Annotated in this window: 12 protein-coding genes; 10 read left to right on the top strand and 2 right to left on the bottom strand. The window is 33.7% G+C overall.

The features are described from left to right. Window positions 1-14 precede the first annotated feature (14 nt). The gene (locus G4D72_RS01080) at window positions 15-983 is read right to left on the bottom strand and encodes an electron transfer flavoprotein subunit alpha/FixB family protein (protein ID WP_166075733.1); all 969 of its coding nucleotides are present in this window, start codon (window positions 981-983) and stop codon (window positions 15-17) included. 52 nt (window positions 984-1,035) lie between these two features. Continuing rightward, window positions 1,036-1,782 carry an electron transfer flavoprotein subunit beta/FixA family protein gene (locus G4D72_RS01075; RefSeq protein ID WP_166075732.1) on the bottom strand — a complete coding sequence of 249 codons (747 nt, stop codon included), beginning with the start codon at window positions 1,780-1,782 and terminating at the stop codon, window positions 1,036-1,038. A gap of 250 nt (window positions 1,783-2,032) precedes the next feature. Here G4D72_RS01075 and G4D72_RS01070 point away from each other — a divergent pair, with 250 nt between their 5' ends. The 10 genes from G4D72_RS01070 (at window position 2,033) to G4D72_RS01025 (ending at window position 16,980) form a co-directional block, all read left to right on the top strand. Then, a complete protein-coding gene (locus G4D72_RS01070; RefSeq protein WP_166075731.1) occupies window positions 2,033-3,013 on the top strand; it encodes a pyruvate dehydrogenase complex E1 component subunit beta in 981 nt (326 codons plus the stop codon). A gap of 64 nt (window positions 3,014-3,077) precedes the next feature. Next, complete coding sequence (locus G4D72_RS01065) at window positions 3,078-5,558, top strand: DUF5686 and carboxypeptidase-like regulatory domain-containing protein (RefSeq protein WP_166075730.1); 2,481 nt, start codon at window positions 3,078-3,080, stop codon at window positions 5,556-5,558. Between the two features lie 42 nt (window positions 5,559-5,600). Next, window positions 5,601-6,191, top strand: coding sequence for a DNA-3-methyladenine glycosylase family protein (locus G4D72_RS01060; RefSeq protein ID WP_166075729.1), 591 nt, complete (start codon window positions 5,601-5,603; stop codon window positions 6,189-6,191). Between the two features lie 79 nt (window positions 6,192-6,270). Next, window positions 6,271-6,801, top strand: a complete 531-nt coding sequence (locus G4D72_RS01055) for an inorganic diphosphatase (RefSeq protein ID WP_166075728.1) — start codon at window positions 6,271-6,273, stop codon at window positions 6,799-6,801. A 63-nt stretch (window positions 6,802-6,864) separates the two neighbouring features. Continuing rightward, window positions 6,865-7,722, top strand: a complete 858-nt coding sequence (locus tag G4D72_RS01050; RefSeq protein ID WP_166075727.1) for a T9SS type A sorting domain-containing protein — start codon at window positions 6,865-6,867, stop codon at window positions 7,720-7,722. A 116-nt stretch (window positions 7,723-7,838) separates the two neighbouring features. Continuing rightward, entirely contained in the window at window positions 7,839-10,475 is a 2,637-nt protein-coding gene (locus tag G4D72_RS01045; protein ID WP_166075726.1) for a sodium-translocating pyrophosphatase, read from the top strand. An 84-nt stretch (window positions 10,476-10,559) separates the two neighbouring features. Then, the gene (locus G4D72_RS01040; RefSeq protein ID WP_166075725.1) at window positions 10,560-12,824 is read left to right on the top strand and encodes a glycoside hydrolase family 20 protein; all 2,265 of its coding nucleotides are present in this window, start codon (window positions 10,560-10,562) and stop codon (window positions 12,822-12,824) included. 12 nt (window positions 12,825-12,836) lie between these two features. Then, a complete protein-coding gene (locus G4D72_RS01035; protein ID WP_207784832.1) occupies window positions 12,837-13,832 on the top strand; it encodes an isoaspartyl peptidase/L-asparaginase family protein in 996 nt (331 codons plus the stop codon). Between the two features lie 24 nt (window positions 13,833-13,856). Beyond that, window positions 13,857-14,528 carry a copper homeostasis protein CutC gene (locus tag G4D72_RS01030; protein WP_166075724.1) on the top strand — a complete coding sequence of 224 codons (672 nt, stop codon included), beginning with the start codon at window positions 13,857-13,859 and terminating at the stop codon, window positions 14,526-14,528. After that, the gene (locus G4D72_RS01025; protein WP_166075723.1) at window positions 14,521-16,980 is read left to right on the top strand and encodes a beta-mannosidase; all 2,460 of its coding nucleotides are present in this window, start codon (window positions 14,521-14,523) and stop codon (window positions 16,978-16,980) included. Before G4D72_RS01030 ends, G4D72_RS01025 begins: the two co-directional genes overlap by 8 nt. Window positions 16,981-17,001: the final 21 nt, after the last annotated feature.

Here is a 17,001-nt window from a genome sequence, read left to right as displayed (position 1 = left end):
CAATATATAAAAAATTATGCGTTTGCTGCTTTAAAAGCTTTTAATTTTTCAACCAATTTAGGAACCACATCAAAAGCATCACCCACAATACCGTAATCGGCAACTTTAAAGAAAGGTGCTTCAGCATCTGTGTTAATAACTACTTTAACTTTTGATGAGTTAATTCCTGCAATATGTTGAATGGCTCCAGAAATACCCACTGCAATATATAAATTGGCAGCTACTGGTTTTCCTGTTTGTCCAACGTGTTCTCCGTGTGGTCTCCAACCAATATCAGAAACAGGCTTAGAACAAGCGGTTGCTGCACCAAGTACAGAAGCTAAATCTTCAATCATTCCCCAATTTTCTGGACCTTTCAATCCACGACCAGCAGAAACAACAATTTCAGCATCAGCAATAGTTACTTTTCCTGTAGTTTTTTCTGAATTTGTTACTTTTACACCAAAATCTGCATCGGATAAAGCTGGTGAAAAATCTTCTTCTGTTAATGAAGTAGCGTTTTCAATTAAACCAAATGAGTTTTTAGAAATTCCCAAGACTTTAACTTCTGTTGCAATTTCCGAAATTGTAAATGCTTTATTTGAAAAAGCACTTCTTTTTACTTGAAATGGTGCAACACTGATAGGTGCTTCAATTACATTCGAAGCAAAACCTGCATTTAAGCTTACAGCAACTAATGGCGCAATATGCAAACTATCTGTAGTTGAAGCAACAATTACTACTTTAGCACCTTCTTTTTCAGCGGCTTGCTTAATTACATCTGCATAAGCTTTAGCGCTAAATGAAGATAATTTATCATTGTTAACTTTTAATACTTTACTTACTCCGTAAGCAGATAAAGCTTGATTTTCTGTAGCATTGATAGAAACAGCTGTTACGGTTGTTCCTAACATATCGGCTACTTTTTTTGCGTATGAGGCAATTTCAAAAGCTACTTTTTTGAATTTACCATCGTTTGATTCTGTATATATTAAAACTGACATATCTTTTTTAATTACGATTTACGATTTATGATTTACGAACTCGATTTATGAATTATATTACTTTAGCTTCGTTGTGTAATAAACTGATTAATTCATCAATGTTATCTGCGCTAATTAATTTTACTGCTGACTTAGCTGCTGGCTTTTCAAATTTGATTGAAGAAGTTGCGTTAGCATCACCTGAAGCTTCTACAATATTTAAAGCTTTAGTTCTAGCAGTCATAATTCCTCTCATATTTGGAATTCTTAGGTCTTTTTCTTCTACCAATCCTTTTTTACCTGCAATAATTAATGGTAAACTTGCTGTTGCGGTTTCTTTACCACCATCGATTTCTCTAATTGTAGTAGCTTCTGTACCAGAAATTTCTAAACCAATACAAGCATTTACGAAATTGTAACCTAATAATCCCGCTAACATTCCAGGAACCATTCCTCCGTTATAATCAATAGATTCAGTACCTGCAATAATTAAATCGTAACCACCTTGTTTGACCACATTTTCTAATTGTTTGGCTACAAATAAACCATCCGTTGGATTAGTGTTTACACGAATAGCTTCATCTGCACCAATTGCTAGTGCTTTTCTTAAAGTAGCCTCGGCATCTGTACCACCAACATTTACAACTGTAACATGAGCACCATTTTGCTCTTTCAATACAATTGCTTTGGTTAAACCAAATTCATCATTTGGGTTAATAACATATTGAACTCCATTAGTATCAAATTCTGTATCGTTATTAACAAAATTAATTTTTGAAGTAGTATCAGGAACGTGACTGATGCAAACTAATATTTTCATTTTTAAATAATTTATATTGATGGTACGAAATTACAAAAAATGTTTTAAAAAAATACTATGCGTGCATATAAAATATGTAATTTTTATCTAAAATTGATGATTTTTATGAATTGTTTAATTTTATTAGCTCAAAATAAGAATTCATTAATTAATTATTAAAGAAATCGATTTAGTAAAATTATTTAATAATAATGTTAGTACTCGTTAAAATTTATTATTTTTGCGTTTCACTAAGTTTTAGAATTAATTTATGAGAACAATACAGTTTAGAGAAGCAATTGCGGAAGCGATGAGTGAAGAAATGCGTAGAGATGAATCTGTGTATTTAATGGGTGAAGAAGTTGCGGAATATAATGGAGCTTACAAAGCTTCAAAAGGAATGTTAGATGAATTTGGACCAAAAAGAGTTATCGATACTCCAATTGCAGAACTTGGTTTTGCAGGTATTGCAGTAGGTTCAGCCATGAACGGATGCCGACCAATTGTCGAATACATGACGTTCAATTTCTCTTTAGTTGGAATCGATCAAATTATAAACAACGCAGCGAAAATGCGTCAAATGTCGGCCGGACAATTCCCTATGCCAATGGTTTTTCGTGGTCCGACAGCTTCGGCAGGACAATTAGGCGCTACTCACTCACAAGCTTTTGAAAACTGGTTTGCAAATACACCGGGTTTAAAAGTAGTAGTACCAAGTAATGTTTATGACGCCAAAGGTTTACTAAAAGCGGCCATCAGAGATAATGACCCTGTTATCTTCATGGAATCTGAGCAAATGTATGGCGATAAAGGTGAAGTGCCTGATGGCGAATATGTTTTACCTTTAGGTGTAGCTGATATCAAACGTGAAGGAACTGATGTAACTATTGTTTCTTTCGGAAAAATCATCAAAGAGGCTTACACTGCTGCAGAAGAATTAGCCAAAGAAGGTATTTCTTGTGAAATTATCGATTTAAGAACAGTACGTCCAATGGATTACGACTGTATTATTAATTCGGTTAAAAAAACAAATAGATTAGTAGTTTTAGAAGAAGCTTGGCCATTCGCTTCAGTTGCTTCAGAAATTACATATATGGTGCAAGAACGTGCTTTCGATTATTTAGATGCACCTATTCAACGTATCACAACTGCTGATACACCAGCACCTTACTCACCAACTCTTTTAAAAGAATGGTTACCAAACAGTAACGATGTAATAAAAGCTGTTAAAAAAGTGATGTACAAGTCATAGTACATAATTTTTATTATATATTTGAATCCCGATTGTATCGGGATTTTTTTTTAAAAACATAATAATGAAAAACCTATTTGCCTTTATTTTTTTAATTTCAACTCTTGCTTTTTCTCAAACAAAAGTAAGTGGTATAATTTTAGACGATGTAAAACAACCTGTAGCTTATGCAACTGTAGCTTTTAAAAACTCATCTGAAGGTGTAATTGCAGATGAAAACGGTAAATTCTATTTAGAATCTAAAAAAACATACACGACTTTATCTGTTTCTTTTGTGGGATACAAAGACAAAGAAATTGAACTTACTGGCGAACACAATTACGACTTAAAAATAGTTTTAGAAAACTCCAACGAAATTGCTGAAGTTAAAGTCTACGGTGGTAAAACATCTAAAAAAAATAATCCTGCAATAGATATTTTACGAAAAATTTGGGAACGAAAAAAGAAAAATGGCTTGCGTCAATTTGAGCATTATCAATATGATAAATACGAAAAAATTGAATTTGACATCAACTCTATCGATAGTACTTTTATGAAGAGTAAAATCTTTAAAAATGTAGAATTTATTTTTCAACACGTTGATACATCTGCAATAACAGGTAAAAACTTTTTACCTATATTTATCAACGAAACACGAAGCAAAGTATATGGAGACAATACAAAAAACCGCACAAAAGATGTATTGCAAGCCAACAAATACTCCGGTTTTGGAAATGCCAACAACGATGGTGTTAACGCCTTTTTAAAAGATTTATATGCCGATTATGACATTTATAATAATTATTTAAAATTTTTCGATAAAGATTTTATAAGTCCACTTTCAAGAACTGGAATTCAAGTATACAATTATGTTTTATCAGACAGTACTTTTATTGACAACAAATGGTGTTACAATATTGTGTATTACCCAAGAAGAAAAAACGAACTTACTTTTAAAGGTGATTTTTGGGTTAACGATTCAACATTCGCCATTAAAAGTATTAATATGGAAGCCAGCAAAAGTGCAAATATAAACTGGGTCCGAGACATTTACATAGAACAAGAATTTGATGTTTTAAACGATTCTGTTTTCTTACTAAAGCGCGATTATATGATGACCGATTTCGCCTTAACCAAAAAAGAAGGTGCTAACGGAATGTACGGAAAAAGAACCACCATGTTTAAAAATCATGAATTCAACCAACCTAAAGATGATAAATTTTACCGAGAAGATGTAAATACGTTTGATAAAGAAGTATATACCAAAACAGATGATTATTGGGAAGAAAACCGTTTTGAAAGTTTAAATTCCAACGAAAAAGGAATCTATGAAATGCTTGACACCTTAAAAACAGTACCAAAAATCAAACGCTTTTACAATTTAGTTTCTATTTTAGGAAGCGGTTATATTCAGGTTGGAAAATTCGACATTGGACCTGTTTTCTCCACTTTGGGTTATAATGATGTAGAAGGACAACGCATTCGTTTTGGAGGAAGAACGTATTTTGGAGCCAACGACCCTTGGAGAATTCAAGGTTACACTGCTTATGGCTTTAAAGACGACAAAGTGAAATACGGAATCAATGCCCGTGTAATGTTAAATAAGAAAAATAGATTTATCGTTTCGCTAGGAAACCGAAGAGATGTAGAACAAATTGGTGTAAGTTTAACCACTTCAAATGATGTTTTAGGCAGAAGTTTCGCTTCTTCATCTTTCTTTTCAAACGGTATTAATAACAAATTAACTAATGTCAACCTTACCAATTTAGGTTTCGAAATCGAACCTGTTAAAAATTTAGTCTTAGAAAGTAGCTTTTCCTACCGAACATTATCTTCAGCCTCACCTGAATTTAAACTAGATTATTTTACAGATAACACTTTTACAACCACTTCAAATAAAATTACGCAATCTGAAATTAATTTCTTAATCAACTATACACCCAAACGAAAAATGGTTGGATATGGCGTTGACCGAATTGATGTAGATTTAAATTATCCTAGATTTTTCGTGAGTTATTCTCAAGGTTTAAAAGGTGTTTTTGATAGTGATTTCAACTATTCAAAATTACAATTATATTACCGTCAACCCTTATTAATTGGAGGATTCGGAAGATTATTTTCTACTATAGAAATTGGAAAAACTTTTGGTGCCGTACCTTTATCATTAATGGGTATTATTCCTGGAAATCAATCGTATTTTATTATCGATAACACCTATAACCTATTAAACTATTACGATTTTGTGGCAGACCAATATACTTCCCTACACTTAGAACATAATTTTAATGGAAAATTATTTGCAAGAGTACCGTTATTACGTAAATTAAACTGGAGAGAAATTATTGGCGTAAAAGCCGTTTATGGCTCTGTTTCTGATGAAAATATTGCTTTAAATGCTTCTGGACAAAAATACCAAGCTCCAGTAGATGGGTATTATGAATATTCAGCAGGAATTGGAAATATTTTTAAAGTTATGCGAATTGATGGGGCTTGGCGTGGAAGCTATTTCAACATTCCAGATGCGCGTAAGTTTACGATTCGTGTTGGTTTTGGTTTCTATTTTTAAATTGTTCAACATGCAACATTCGTTTTTCAAAATTGAATATTTGTGTTAAGTTTTCTTGAACCATTAATTGAAATCGAACCTAAGTTTCAACAAATCATTGACACTTACGGACTTCCTACTATCACTACTCGCCCATCAGGTTTTATAGCTTTATCACAATTAATTTTAGAACAACAAGTTTCTATGGCTTCTGCAAAAGCTTGTTACGACAAAATCGAAAACTATTTAAATGGTTTTACTCCAAAATTAATACTTGAAGCTTCAGATGAAGTACTAAAAAAATGTGGTGTATCGCGACAAAAAATAAGTTATCTCAAAAACTTAGCATTTACCATCCAACAAAATCATATGGATTTAGAAAGTTTCCAATACAAAACAGAACAAGAAGTTTTCAATGAATTAATTCAACTAAAAGGAATTGGCAAATGGACTGCCCAAGTCTATTTAATGTTTTGTTTGCAAAAAAAAGATATTTTTCCCATCGGAGATATAGCCATACAACATTCTATGCGTGAACTTTTTAATTTAGAAACTTTAGAAGAAATGGAAAATCACGCTGAAAACTGGAAACCATTTCGCTCTTTAGCGACATATTTATTGTGGCATCATTATCTAAAAAAACGCAATCGTTAATTTTATTCGAAAAACTTCTTACTTTTTACTTTTTACTTTTTACTTTTTCACTACCTTTGCACCCGCAAATAAAAAGAAAATGACAGCAGATAAAATAACAACGTTTGACGTTTTGGTAGAAATTCCAAGAGGAAGTAGAAACAAATATGAATATGATTTTGATTTGAAAAGAATGCGTTTTGACAGAATGCTTTTCTCTTCAATGATGTATCCAGCAGATTACGGTTTCATTCCTGAAACTTTAGCTTTAGATGGCGACCCATTAGATGTTTTAGTATTAGTAACTAAACCAACTTTCCCTGGTTGTGTCATCGAAGTGAAACCTATTGGTGTTTTCCATATGGCTGATGATAAAGGTCCAGATGAAAAAATCATTTGTGTACCTGTTTCAGATCCAATTTGGAATTCTTTAAATGATTTAAGCGATGTAAACCCACACTTAGTTAAAGAAATTGAACACTTTTTCCAAGTTTACAAAGACTTAGAAAACAAACAAGTAGATGTTGAAGGATGGGGAGATGTAAACGAGGCGCGTGCTATTATCAAAGCTTGTACTGATCGTTTTGATGCTATTGAAAACAAACCAGAAGGATTGTTTAGCATTAAATAAGCTAACTCATTATAAATCAAATAAAAGGTGTTAAATTTGTTCAACAGATTAACACCTTTTTTTATGAGAAAAAATTACATTTTATTTTTAGCTGTTGTTGCCAGTTTTCAATTCAACACTGCCCAAACACTTGGCTCAGCTCCTACGCTAACTTTTACTAATAATACTGGAATTTCTTCTGATAACATAGCTACTGATGGCGATGGCGGATCTGTAAATATTTCAGATATTAACATTCAAATATATTCTATTCTAGACACTAATGGCACTTTAACTATGCCATTATCTTGGGAAGATGCTAGTTTTTATACAGCAGGAAGCTACACAGGTTTAACCGCAAATATGGCCACTGGTAGAAAAGGAATGGCTATTAAATCTGAAAATGGAGCCGAATTCAAATTAAACCAATTTCAATATTTAAACTGGGGAGAAACTCAAACTGGAGGTGCCGTGAATACAATCAAAGGATATAAAAACGGAATAGAAGTAGCCTCCACTACTTTTCAAGGGTTTAATAATCCGTTCTTACCAAATACGATTATTTTAAATAATGCATTTGATAATGTTGATGAAGTAAGATTTTATATTTCAGCTGGTGGATATGAAGGCAATCAAAACTTTACCAATCATAGTATTAATTCTATTCAAGTAAGTACTCCTGTCCTTAGTGTCAACGATTTTGATACTAACAAAAAATTAAACATCTATCCCAATCCAACTTCAAACCAAGTCAATGTAGAATTTCAAACTGATGAAATCGCTACACTTGAAGTTTATGATGTTTCTGGGAAATTACTATTTACAGAAATACTAAATTATAAAAGAAACAGTATTAATCTTGAAAAATTATCTTCTGGAATTTATTTCTTCAAAATAAGTTCAACTGAAGGAATTAGCACCAACAAAATTGTGAAGCACTAAATAAAAAATTTTCAATATATTTATTAAAAAAGGCAATTATCATTAGGATAATTGCCTTTTTTGTTTATTTTTGTTAAAACGAATTAAAATTAACCATTAACTATTTTACTATTACTATGAATAATTTTATGATCTACTTGCCTGTTGTAATGGCAATTATTGGATTGCTTTTTATGGCAATGAAACGTGCTTGGGTTTTAAAACAAGATGCCGGAGACGGTAAAATGAAAGAAATTTCAGATTATATTTATGAAGGTGCTTTAGCATTCCTTAAAGCAGAGTACCGATTATTAACCTTTTTTGTGATTGGCGCAAGTATAGTTCTTGGAGCCATTTCTTTTTTTGTACCTACAACACATTGGCTAATTGTAATTGCCTTTATTTTTGGAGCTTTCTTTTCTGCCTTGGCAGGAAACATGGGAATGAAAATTGCTACGAAAACAAATGTTCGTACAACTCAAGCTGCTCGTACTAGTTTACCGCAAGCCTTAAAAGTTTCTTTTGGCGGTGGTACAGTAATGGGATTAGGAGTAGCTGGTTTAGCCGTTTTAGGATTAACAGGTTTTTTTATTCTTTTCTTTAGATATTTTATGAATGGTACTTGGACTTCTACTGAAGACATGACTATCGTTCTAGAAACATTAGCTGGATTCTCTTTAGGAGCAGAATCTATAGCATTATTTGCACGTGTTGGTGGTGGAATTTACACTAAAGCTGCCGATGTAGGTGCCGATTTAGTAGGTAAAGTAGAAGCTGGTATTCCAGAAGATGACCCACGTAATCCTGCAACAATAGCAGATAACGTAGGTGATAACGTAGGAGACGTTGCCGGTATGGGTGCCGATTTATTCGGTTCGTACGTAGCAACAGTTTTAGCAGCAATGGTTTTAGGTAATTATGTTATCAAAGATATGGGCGGAAAAATAGAAGATGCTTTTGGTGGAATTGGCCCAATTTTATTACCAATGGCCATCGCAGGTTTCGGAATTTTATTTTCAATCTTCGGAACAATGCTAGTAAAAATTTCAAATGATAACGCTAAAGAAGCTCAAGTTCAAAAAGCATTAAACATCGGAAACTGGGTTTCAATCGGTTTAACTTTAATTGCTTGTTACTTCTTAGTTCAATACATGCTACCAACTACAATGAAAATGGAATTTTACGGAGAAGGACTAAAAGAAATTTCTTCAATGCGTGTATTTTATGCCACAATTGTTGGATTAGTTGTTGGTGGTGCAATTTCATCAGTAACAGAATACTACACTGGCTTAGGTACCAATCCAGTAATGGCTATCGTTCAAAAATCATCAACTGGTGCAGGAACAAATGTAATTGCCGGATTAGCAACTGGTATGATTTCTACTTTCCCAACTGTCATTTTATTTGCAGCTGCTATTTGGGCATCTTATGCTTTTGCAGGATTTTACGGAGTAGCTTTAGCAGCTTCTGCAATGATGGCCACAACTGCTATGCAATTAGCCATTGACGCTTTCGGACCCATTTCTGATAACGCAGGTGGTATCGCTGAAATGAGCGAATTACCTAAAGAAGTTCGTACTAGAACAGATATTTTAGATTCAGTAGGAAACACAACTGCTGCAACTGGTAAAGGTTTCGCAATTGCTTCGGCAGCGTTAACTTCATTAGCTTTATTTGCAGCATACGTAACTTTTACTGGAATTGACGGAATTAATATTTTCAAAGCACCCGTTTTAGCCATGCTATTTATTGGAGGAATGATTCCTGTAGTGTTCTCAGCATTAGCTATGAATTCTGTTGGTAAAGCAGCCATGGATATGGTTTACGAAGTACGCCGCCAATTCAAAGAAATTACAGGAATTATGGAAGGAACTGGAAAACCAGAATATGCCAAATGTGTAGACATTTCTACAAAAGCCGCTTTACGCGAAATGATGTTGCCAGGAATAATGACTATCGGTTTCCCAATCGCTATCGTATTATTAGGTAAATTAGTTTATAGCGACAACAACCAATTAATTGCCGAAATGTTAGGTGGCTATATGGCTGGAGTTACAGTTTCTGGTGTGCTTTGGGCAGTTTTCCAAAACAACGCTGGTGGAGCTTGGGATAATGCAAAAAAATCTTTCGAAGCTGGTGTAATGATTAATGGTGAAATGACTTACAAAGGTTCAGACGCACACAAAGCTGCTGTAACTGGTGACACTGTTGGAGATCCATTTAAAGATACATCTGGACCATCCATGAATATCTTAATTAAATTAACTTGTTTAATTGGATTAGTAATCGCACCAATCTTAGGAAGTGGACATGCTTCTGAAGATCATAAAATGGGAGCTTGTTGCTCTAAAGATAAAAAAGAAATGGTTTGCAAAGATGGTAAATGTGATTTATCTAAATGTGCAACCATGACCAAAGAAGAATGTGCCAAAATGTGTGAAGACAACGGATGTTCTCAAGAATGTAAAGACAAATGCATGTCTCAATACGATGAAAATGGTAAATATATTGGTGATGCTCATGTTCACGGTCCAAATTGTGATCATGGTCATGATGCAGATTATGAAAAACGTCACCAAGATAATAGTCCAGTAGTTACTAAAAAAGAGGAACAAAAAATTCAAATTAAAAGAGAAATCTTAAAAGATGGAAAAGAAAAAGCTACAGTTACTATAACCACTTCAATCGAAGGAAAAGAAAGCGTTGCCACTAAAGTTTTCGAAGGTACTCCAACAGAAATTGATAAAAAAATTGCAGAATTAGATAAAAAATAATTTCTCAAAAAACAGATTTTTTTAAAGCCTTACTTAATGTGAGGCTTTTTTTGTATTTTTAGCCAACAAACAAACACAACTAAAATGCTTAAAAAATACCTTCTTGTACTTTTACTATTTGTTAATCTTGCCTTTTCTCAAAAAAAATTGGCATTAATTCCGAAACCTACAACTATTGAAACATACGAAGGCCATTTTATTCTAAATGAAAACACAGTTATCCTAGGAAAAACATCTAGCTTTGAAACTCAATTTCTAAAAGAAATTATTAAAGAAAAAACAGGCTTAGAATTGAAAATAGCAACTTCAACAAATTCTAATTCTATAATTCAATTGAGTTTGCCAAAATTAACGAAAACCGAAAAAGAAAATTATTCGTTTTCCATCAATAAATATGGTGTATTCATAGAATCTAATTCTTATCAAGCTCAATTTTATGCGATTCAAACCTTATCGCAAATTATTCCTTTCGAAAAAAATGCTGAAATCAAATTACCTTTTCTAAATATAAATGATCAACCCAAGTACGCTTGGCGTGGCATGCATTTAGATTGTGCGCGTCATTTCTTTTCTGTGGAATTTGTAAAAAAATATATTGATTATTTGGCGATGTATAAATTCAACACCTTTCATTGGCATTTAACAGATGATCAGGGTTGGCGAATTGAAATTAAAAAATATCCAAAACTTACCGAAGTAGGTGCTTGGCGAAAAGGTTCCATGATTGGACATTATAACGATCAAAAATTCGATGACAAACGCTACGGCGGATTTTACACCCAACAAGAAATAAAAGAAATTGTTGCCTACGCCACTGAACGCCACATAACTGTTGTTCCAGAAATTGAAATGCCAGGTCACGCTGTTGCAGCTTTAGCCGCTTATCCTGAATATTCTTGTACAAGCGGACCTTTCGAAGTAGGTAAAATTTGGGGAGTTTTAGACGATGTATTTTGTCCCAAAGACGAAACCTTTACTTTTTTAGAAAATATTTTAACCGAAGTAATCGATTTATTTCCATCAGAATACATTCATATTGGTGGCGATGAATGTCCGAAAACTCGATGGAAAGTTTGTCCGCATTGCCAAAAAAGAATGAAGGATGAAAAACTAAAAGACGAACATGAGTTGCAAAGTTATTTCATTCAAAGAATTGAAAAATTTGTGAATGCTAACGGACGAAAAATTATCGGCTGGGATGAAATTTTAGAAGGCGGGTTAGCACCAAATGCAGCTGTTATGAGTTGGCGCGGCACTGAAGGCGGAATTGCAGCAGCCAAACAAAAACATTTTGTAGTTATGTCGCCAGGTTCGCATTGCTACTTCGATCATTATCAAGGTGAACCAAAAAATGAACCCTTAGCTATTGGTGGTTACACTACGGTAGAAAAAGTATATTCTTTTCAGCCAACTCCTAAAGAATTAACTTCCGAAGAAACTAAATATATTTTAGGCGCACAAGCCAATGTTTGGACCGAATATATAGCAACGCCCAATCATGTGGAATATATGATTTTCCCTAGAATGTTAGCCTTATCAGAAGTCCTTTGGGGAACTTCCAATCCAGAAAAATTTTCCGATTTTCAAAACAGATTGATCCAACATTTTGATATTCTAGAAACAAAAGGAATCAATTACAGCAAATCTATTTTTGAAGTAACAACAAAAATAAAGCCTTCAGAAACAGGAACTGGAGTTCTTTTTGAATTACAATCAGCAAATAATTCTGATAAAATTCGATATACAACCAATGGCTCCTTACCTACTTCATCATCAAAACCTTATACCAAACCCATCGAAATTCTGAAAAGCCAAACTGTAAAAGCCGCTTATTTCGATGATAACAAACCAAAAAGCGCTGTAATTGAACAAACTTTTTCTTTTCACAAAGCAACAGGAAAAAAAATTATTCTAGAACATCCACCGCATGAAAATTACAGTATTGGTGGCGCATTAACATTGGTCGATGGTGTGAAAGCCAATCGAAGTAAATTAGGTAAAGACTGGCTAGGATTTTCAGGAAAAGACTTAATTGCTACAATCGATTTAGGAAAAAAAGAAAGCATAAAAAAAATCTCTATTAGCACTTTAGCCAGTGAAGGAAGCTGGATTCATTACCCAAAAAGCATAGAAATTTTGACTTCTAATGACGGAATAACTTTTCAAACCTATACACAAATTGCAACAGAAACTATTTTATTGGCTAAAGGCGAATTAGAACTAAAAATCAACAACATATCTACTCAATTTATAAAAATTATAGCCAGAAATGCTGGGAAAATTCCAGAGGGAAAAGCAGGCGCTGGCTCAAATGCTTGGCTATTTGTAGATGAAATTGGGATAGAATAAAAAATTAAAATTATGGCAAATCGTAGAAATTTCATAAAAACTGCAGCAATTGGTTCGGTAGCGATTGCTTTAAATTCTTTTAAATCGAAACAAGAAGTAACAATTGGAAACACCAACAAAAAAGTAAACAAACCCATTGTACTTTCCACATGGAATTTCGGAATTCAAGCCAATGAAGCGGCTTGGGAAGTTTTGAAAAACAATGGTCGCGCTTTAGATGCTGTTGAAGCTGGTGTGAAAATTCCAGAAGGCGACCCAAAAGAAAGAAGTGTAGGTTACGGTGGACGACCAGACAGAGATGGAAAAGTCACACTAGACGCTTGTATCATGGATGAATTTTCTAATATTGGCTCGGTGGCGTGTTTACAACATATCAAACATCCTATTTCTGTGGCTAGAGCGGTTATGGAAAAAACACCTCACGTGATGTTAGTGGGCGATGGCGCCTTACAATTCGCACTTTCTCAAGGTTTCAAAAAAGAAAATTTATTAGTAGAAGATTCCGAAAAAGAATGGAAAGAATGGCTAAAAACCAGTCAATACAAACCTATTGCCAACATTGAAAACCACGATACAATTGGAATGATTGCGTTAGATGCACATGGAAATTTATCAGGAGCTTGCACTACTAGCGGCATGGCATTTAAAATGCACGGAAGAGTTGGAGATTCTCCAATTATCGGCGCAGGATTATATGTAGATAATGAAATTGGTGCCGCAACTGCAACTGGTCATGGAGAAGAAGTCATTAGAATTACAGGTTGCCATTTGGTGGTAGAATTGATGCGTCAAGGAAAATCGCCTCAAAAAGCGTGTGAAGAAGCCGTTTCTAGAATCGTAAAACTAACCCAAAACAGAGGAAAAGAATTGAAAGACATTCAAGTTGGTTTTATTGCATTAAATAAGAATGGCGAATATGGTTCGTATTGTGTTCAAGGCGGATTTAATTATGCCGTTCAAGATGCTTCTGGAAGTAAATTAATTGATGCAAATTACTTTTTGAAATAAATACTGAAATTAATTCAGCACAAGATGAATCAGCTAGAAATTGCATGTTTTAATTTAAATTCAGCCAAAATCGCTCAAGAAAATGGTGCGGATCGAATAGAACTTTGTGCAGAAATAGAAGTTGGAGGAACTACTCCAAATTTAGAACTCACCAAGCAAGTTAAAGATCTCATTAGCATCGATTTAAATGTGATGATTCGACCTCGAGGTGGAAATTTTGTGTATTCGGAAGCTGAATTTCAACAAATGAAAAACGAAATTCATCTGTTTAAAGAAATTGGCGTAAACGGATTGGTATTCGGAATTTTGAATGAAGATCATTCCATAAATTGTACTCAAAATGCTGAACTTGTTGCACTAGCAAAACCTATTCCTTGTACTTTTCATCGTGCTTTTGACGAAGTTACTGATGCCTTTGAAGCTTTAGAAGAAGTGATTGCTTGTGGATTTCAAACGATTTTAACTTCTGGTCAAAAACCAAATGTAATGGAAGGTGCCAATCGATTAGCAGAATTAGTTGAAAAAGCAAAAAACCGAATTACAATTATGCCTGGTGGCGGATTGCGTGCAACAAATATTGAATTTTTACAAGAAAAAACTAAAGCTACATTTTATCATTCTTCTGCTATTACCGATGGAAGTGAAACTGCCAATCCAGAAGAAGTAAAACAATTAAAAAGCCAACTGAATGCTTAAGAATTTATTTCTTTTACTAGCGATTTTATCTTGTAGTTTATTGACTGCTCAAAATTCCTTTCGCAATTTATCAACTGAAAAGTGGACGTTTCACAAACAAAACGACACTAAAAAAAACAAAGCAACAGTTCCAGGAACGATTCATACCGATTTATTCGAAAACCAACTCATTCCCAATCCTTTTTTAGAAACAAATGAAAAAGATTTGCAATGGATTGAAAACGAAAATTGGGAATATGAAACGAAATTCAACCTTTCAAAATCGGAATTAAAAAATCAAAATATAGATTTACTTTTTGAAGGTTTAGATACGTATGCGACAGTTTACTTAAACGGAAAATTGCTTTTAGAAACCGATAACATGTTCCGAACTTGGCAAACATCGGTAAAAGACAAATTACAAATTGGAGAAAATAGTCTGAAAATAATCTTCAAATCGGCTTCAAATTTCGGAAAAGAAGAAGCTAAAAAACTACCTTACACTTTACCTGGCGATGAAAAAGTGTTCACTCGAAAAGCGCAGTATCACTATGGTTGGGATTGGGGACCACGATTTGTTACCTGCGGCATTTACAAACCTATTAAACTTCATTTTTGGAATGAAGTAAAATTGGAAACTGTAAAATACAGTCAAATGGAACTAACAGACACTAAAGCTGTTTTAGAATTCACTACCGAAATCAATGTTTCAGAAGTATATTCAATTGAACTACAAATCAATGAAAAATCAACTACTTTCCATCTGAAAAAAGGAAAGAATAATGTCAAAATGCAATATGAAATCGCCCAACCAAAACGCTGGTGGTGCAACGGTTTGGGAACAGCCAACTTGTATCCGTTTCAAATCAATATTGTAAAAAATAAGAAAATTATTGACTCTAAACAACTAAATATTGGATTAAGAACCATAGAATTAGTTCAGGAAAAAGACGAAATCGGTAAAAGTTTTTATTTCAAATTAAATGGGAAACCCGTTTTTATGAAAGGTGCGAATTACATTCCGCCAGATAGTTTTTTACCAAGAGTTACGGATTCTACTTATAATAAAATAGTTAAAAATGCGGTAGATGCGAATATGAACATGATTCGCGTTTGGGGCGGAGGCGTGTATGCTGATGAGGCGTTTTACGAGGCTTGTGACAAAAACGGAATTTTAGTTTGGCAAGATTTTATGTTTGCTTGCGCGATGTATCCGAGTGATGAAAAGTTTCTTTCGACTGTAAAACAAGAGGTCGTTGACAATGTTAATCGTTTACAAAACCATGCTAGTATTGCGCTTTGGTGCGGGAATAATGAAAACGATGAAGGCTGGAAAAATTGGGGCTGGCAAAAACAATATAACTATTCAAAATCTGATTCTACAGCAATTTGGAACGGGTACCAGAAATTATTTCATGAAATCATCCCTCAAACTTTAGACAGTTTAGTATCTAAGGAAAAAAACATCTATTGGCCGTCTTCTCCGTCAATTGGTTGGGGAAGAAAAGAAAGTTTACAGCAAGGCGATTCCCATTATTGGGGCGTTTGGTGGGGCATGGAACCTTTTGAAATTTATAAGAAAAAAGTCGGGCGATTTATGTCGGAATACGGTTTTCAAGGTATGCCAAGTTTAGAAACTTTCTCGAAATTCGCGAATTCCGATAACTTAAATTTGAATTCTGATGCGGTTAAAGCCCATCAAAAACATCCAACAGGTTTCCAAACCATTCAAACCTATATGGAGCGCGATTATAAAGTCTCAACTAAGTTTGACCACTATGTTTATGTTTCGCAATTGCTTCAAGCAGAAGGTATGAAAACCGCTATAGAAGCGCACAGAAGAGCCAAACCGTATTGCATGGGTTCCTTATTTTGGCAATTGAACGATTGTTGGCCTGTTACGTCATGGAGTTCGGTGGATTATTTTGGCAATTGGAAAGCGGTGCAACATCAAGCGAAAGAAAGTTTTGAAAATATTTTGATTTCTGTAAATGAAGAAGAAAATCAGTATAAAATTTACATTATTAATGATGAATTAATTTCTAAAGAAGGAAAGCTCGAGATACAACTTATAGATTTTAATGGAAATATATTGTGGAATAAAAATTCAGAAATTCGAATTGATGCCAATACTAGTATAGTTTATTCTGAAATTAATCTGAAAGAATTTGAGAAATTCAATTTGAAACAAGCGGTTTTAAATCTAAAATTTGATCATGCTGAAACCAATTTCTTTTTTGTAAAACCAAAAGATTTAGAATTGAAAAATCCAACAATTGAGATAAAAAGTGTAGGCGAAACACTTATTGAAATTACCACAAACTCTTTAGCTAAGAATGTTTTCTTAAAAGCCGAAGATATTTTCTTTGTTGATAATTATTTCGACTTACTACCCAATGAAAAGCGAATTATTAAAACTTCAAAACCAGCTAAAGATATTGAAGTGATGTCGTTGTTTGATACGATGCAATAAAAAAATCCTCAAGTGCTATTT

It is taken from the genome of Flavobacterium difficile (assembly GCF_011392115.1).
Taxonomy (GTDB): Bacteria; Bacteroidota; Bacteroidia; order Flavobacteriales; family Flavobacteriaceae; genus Flavobacterium; species Flavobacterium difficile.
This window is presented reverse-complemented; position numbering and strand designations above follow the sequence as displayed.

Bases quoted from the DNA above. Each gene is read 5' to 3' on its own strand.
- G4D72_RS01080 (WP_166075733.1), bottom strand. From the start codon at position 983: ATGTCAGTTTTAATATATACAGAATCAAACGATGGTAAATTCAAAAAA.
- G4D72_RS01075 (WP_166075732.1), bottom strand. From the start codon at position 1,782: ATGAAAATATTAGTTTGCATCAGTCACGTTCCTGATACTACTTCAAAA.
- G4D72_RS01070 (WP_166075731.1), top strand. From the start codon at position 2,033: ATGAGAACAATACAGTTTAGAGAAGCAATTGCGGAAGCGATGAGTGAA.
- G4D72_RS01065 (WP_166075730.1), top strand. From the start codon at position 3,078: ATGAAAAACCTATTTGCCTTTATTTTTTTAATTTCAACTCTTGCTTTT.
- G4D72_RS01055 (WP_166075728.1), top strand. From the start codon at position 6,271: ATGACAGCAGATAAAATAACAACGTTTGACGTTTTGGTAGAAATTCCA.
- G4D72_RS01050 (WP_166075727.1), top strand. From the start codon at position 6,865: ATGAGAAAAAATTACATTTTATTTTTAGCTGTTGTTGCCAGTTTTCAA.
- G4D72_RS01045 (WP_166075726.1), top strand. From the start codon at position 7,839: ATGAATAATTTTATGATCTACTTGCCTGTTGTAATGGCAATTATTGGA.
- G4D72_RS01040 (WP_166075725.1), top strand. From the start codon at position 10,560: ATGCTTAAAAAATACCTTCTTGTACTTTTACTATTTGTTAATCTTGCC.
- G4D72_RS01035 (WP_207784832.1), top strand. From the start codon at position 12,837: ATGGCAAATCGTAGAAATTTCATAAAAACTGCAGCAATTGGTTCGGTA.
- G4D72_RS01030 (WP_166075724.1), top strand. From the start codon at position 13,857: ATGAATCAGCTAGAAATTGCATGTTTTAATTTAAATTCAGCCAAAATC.
- G4D72_RS01025 (WP_166075723.1), top strand. From the start codon at position 14,521: ATGCTTAAGAATTTATTTCTTTTACTAGCGATTTTATCTTGTAGTTTA.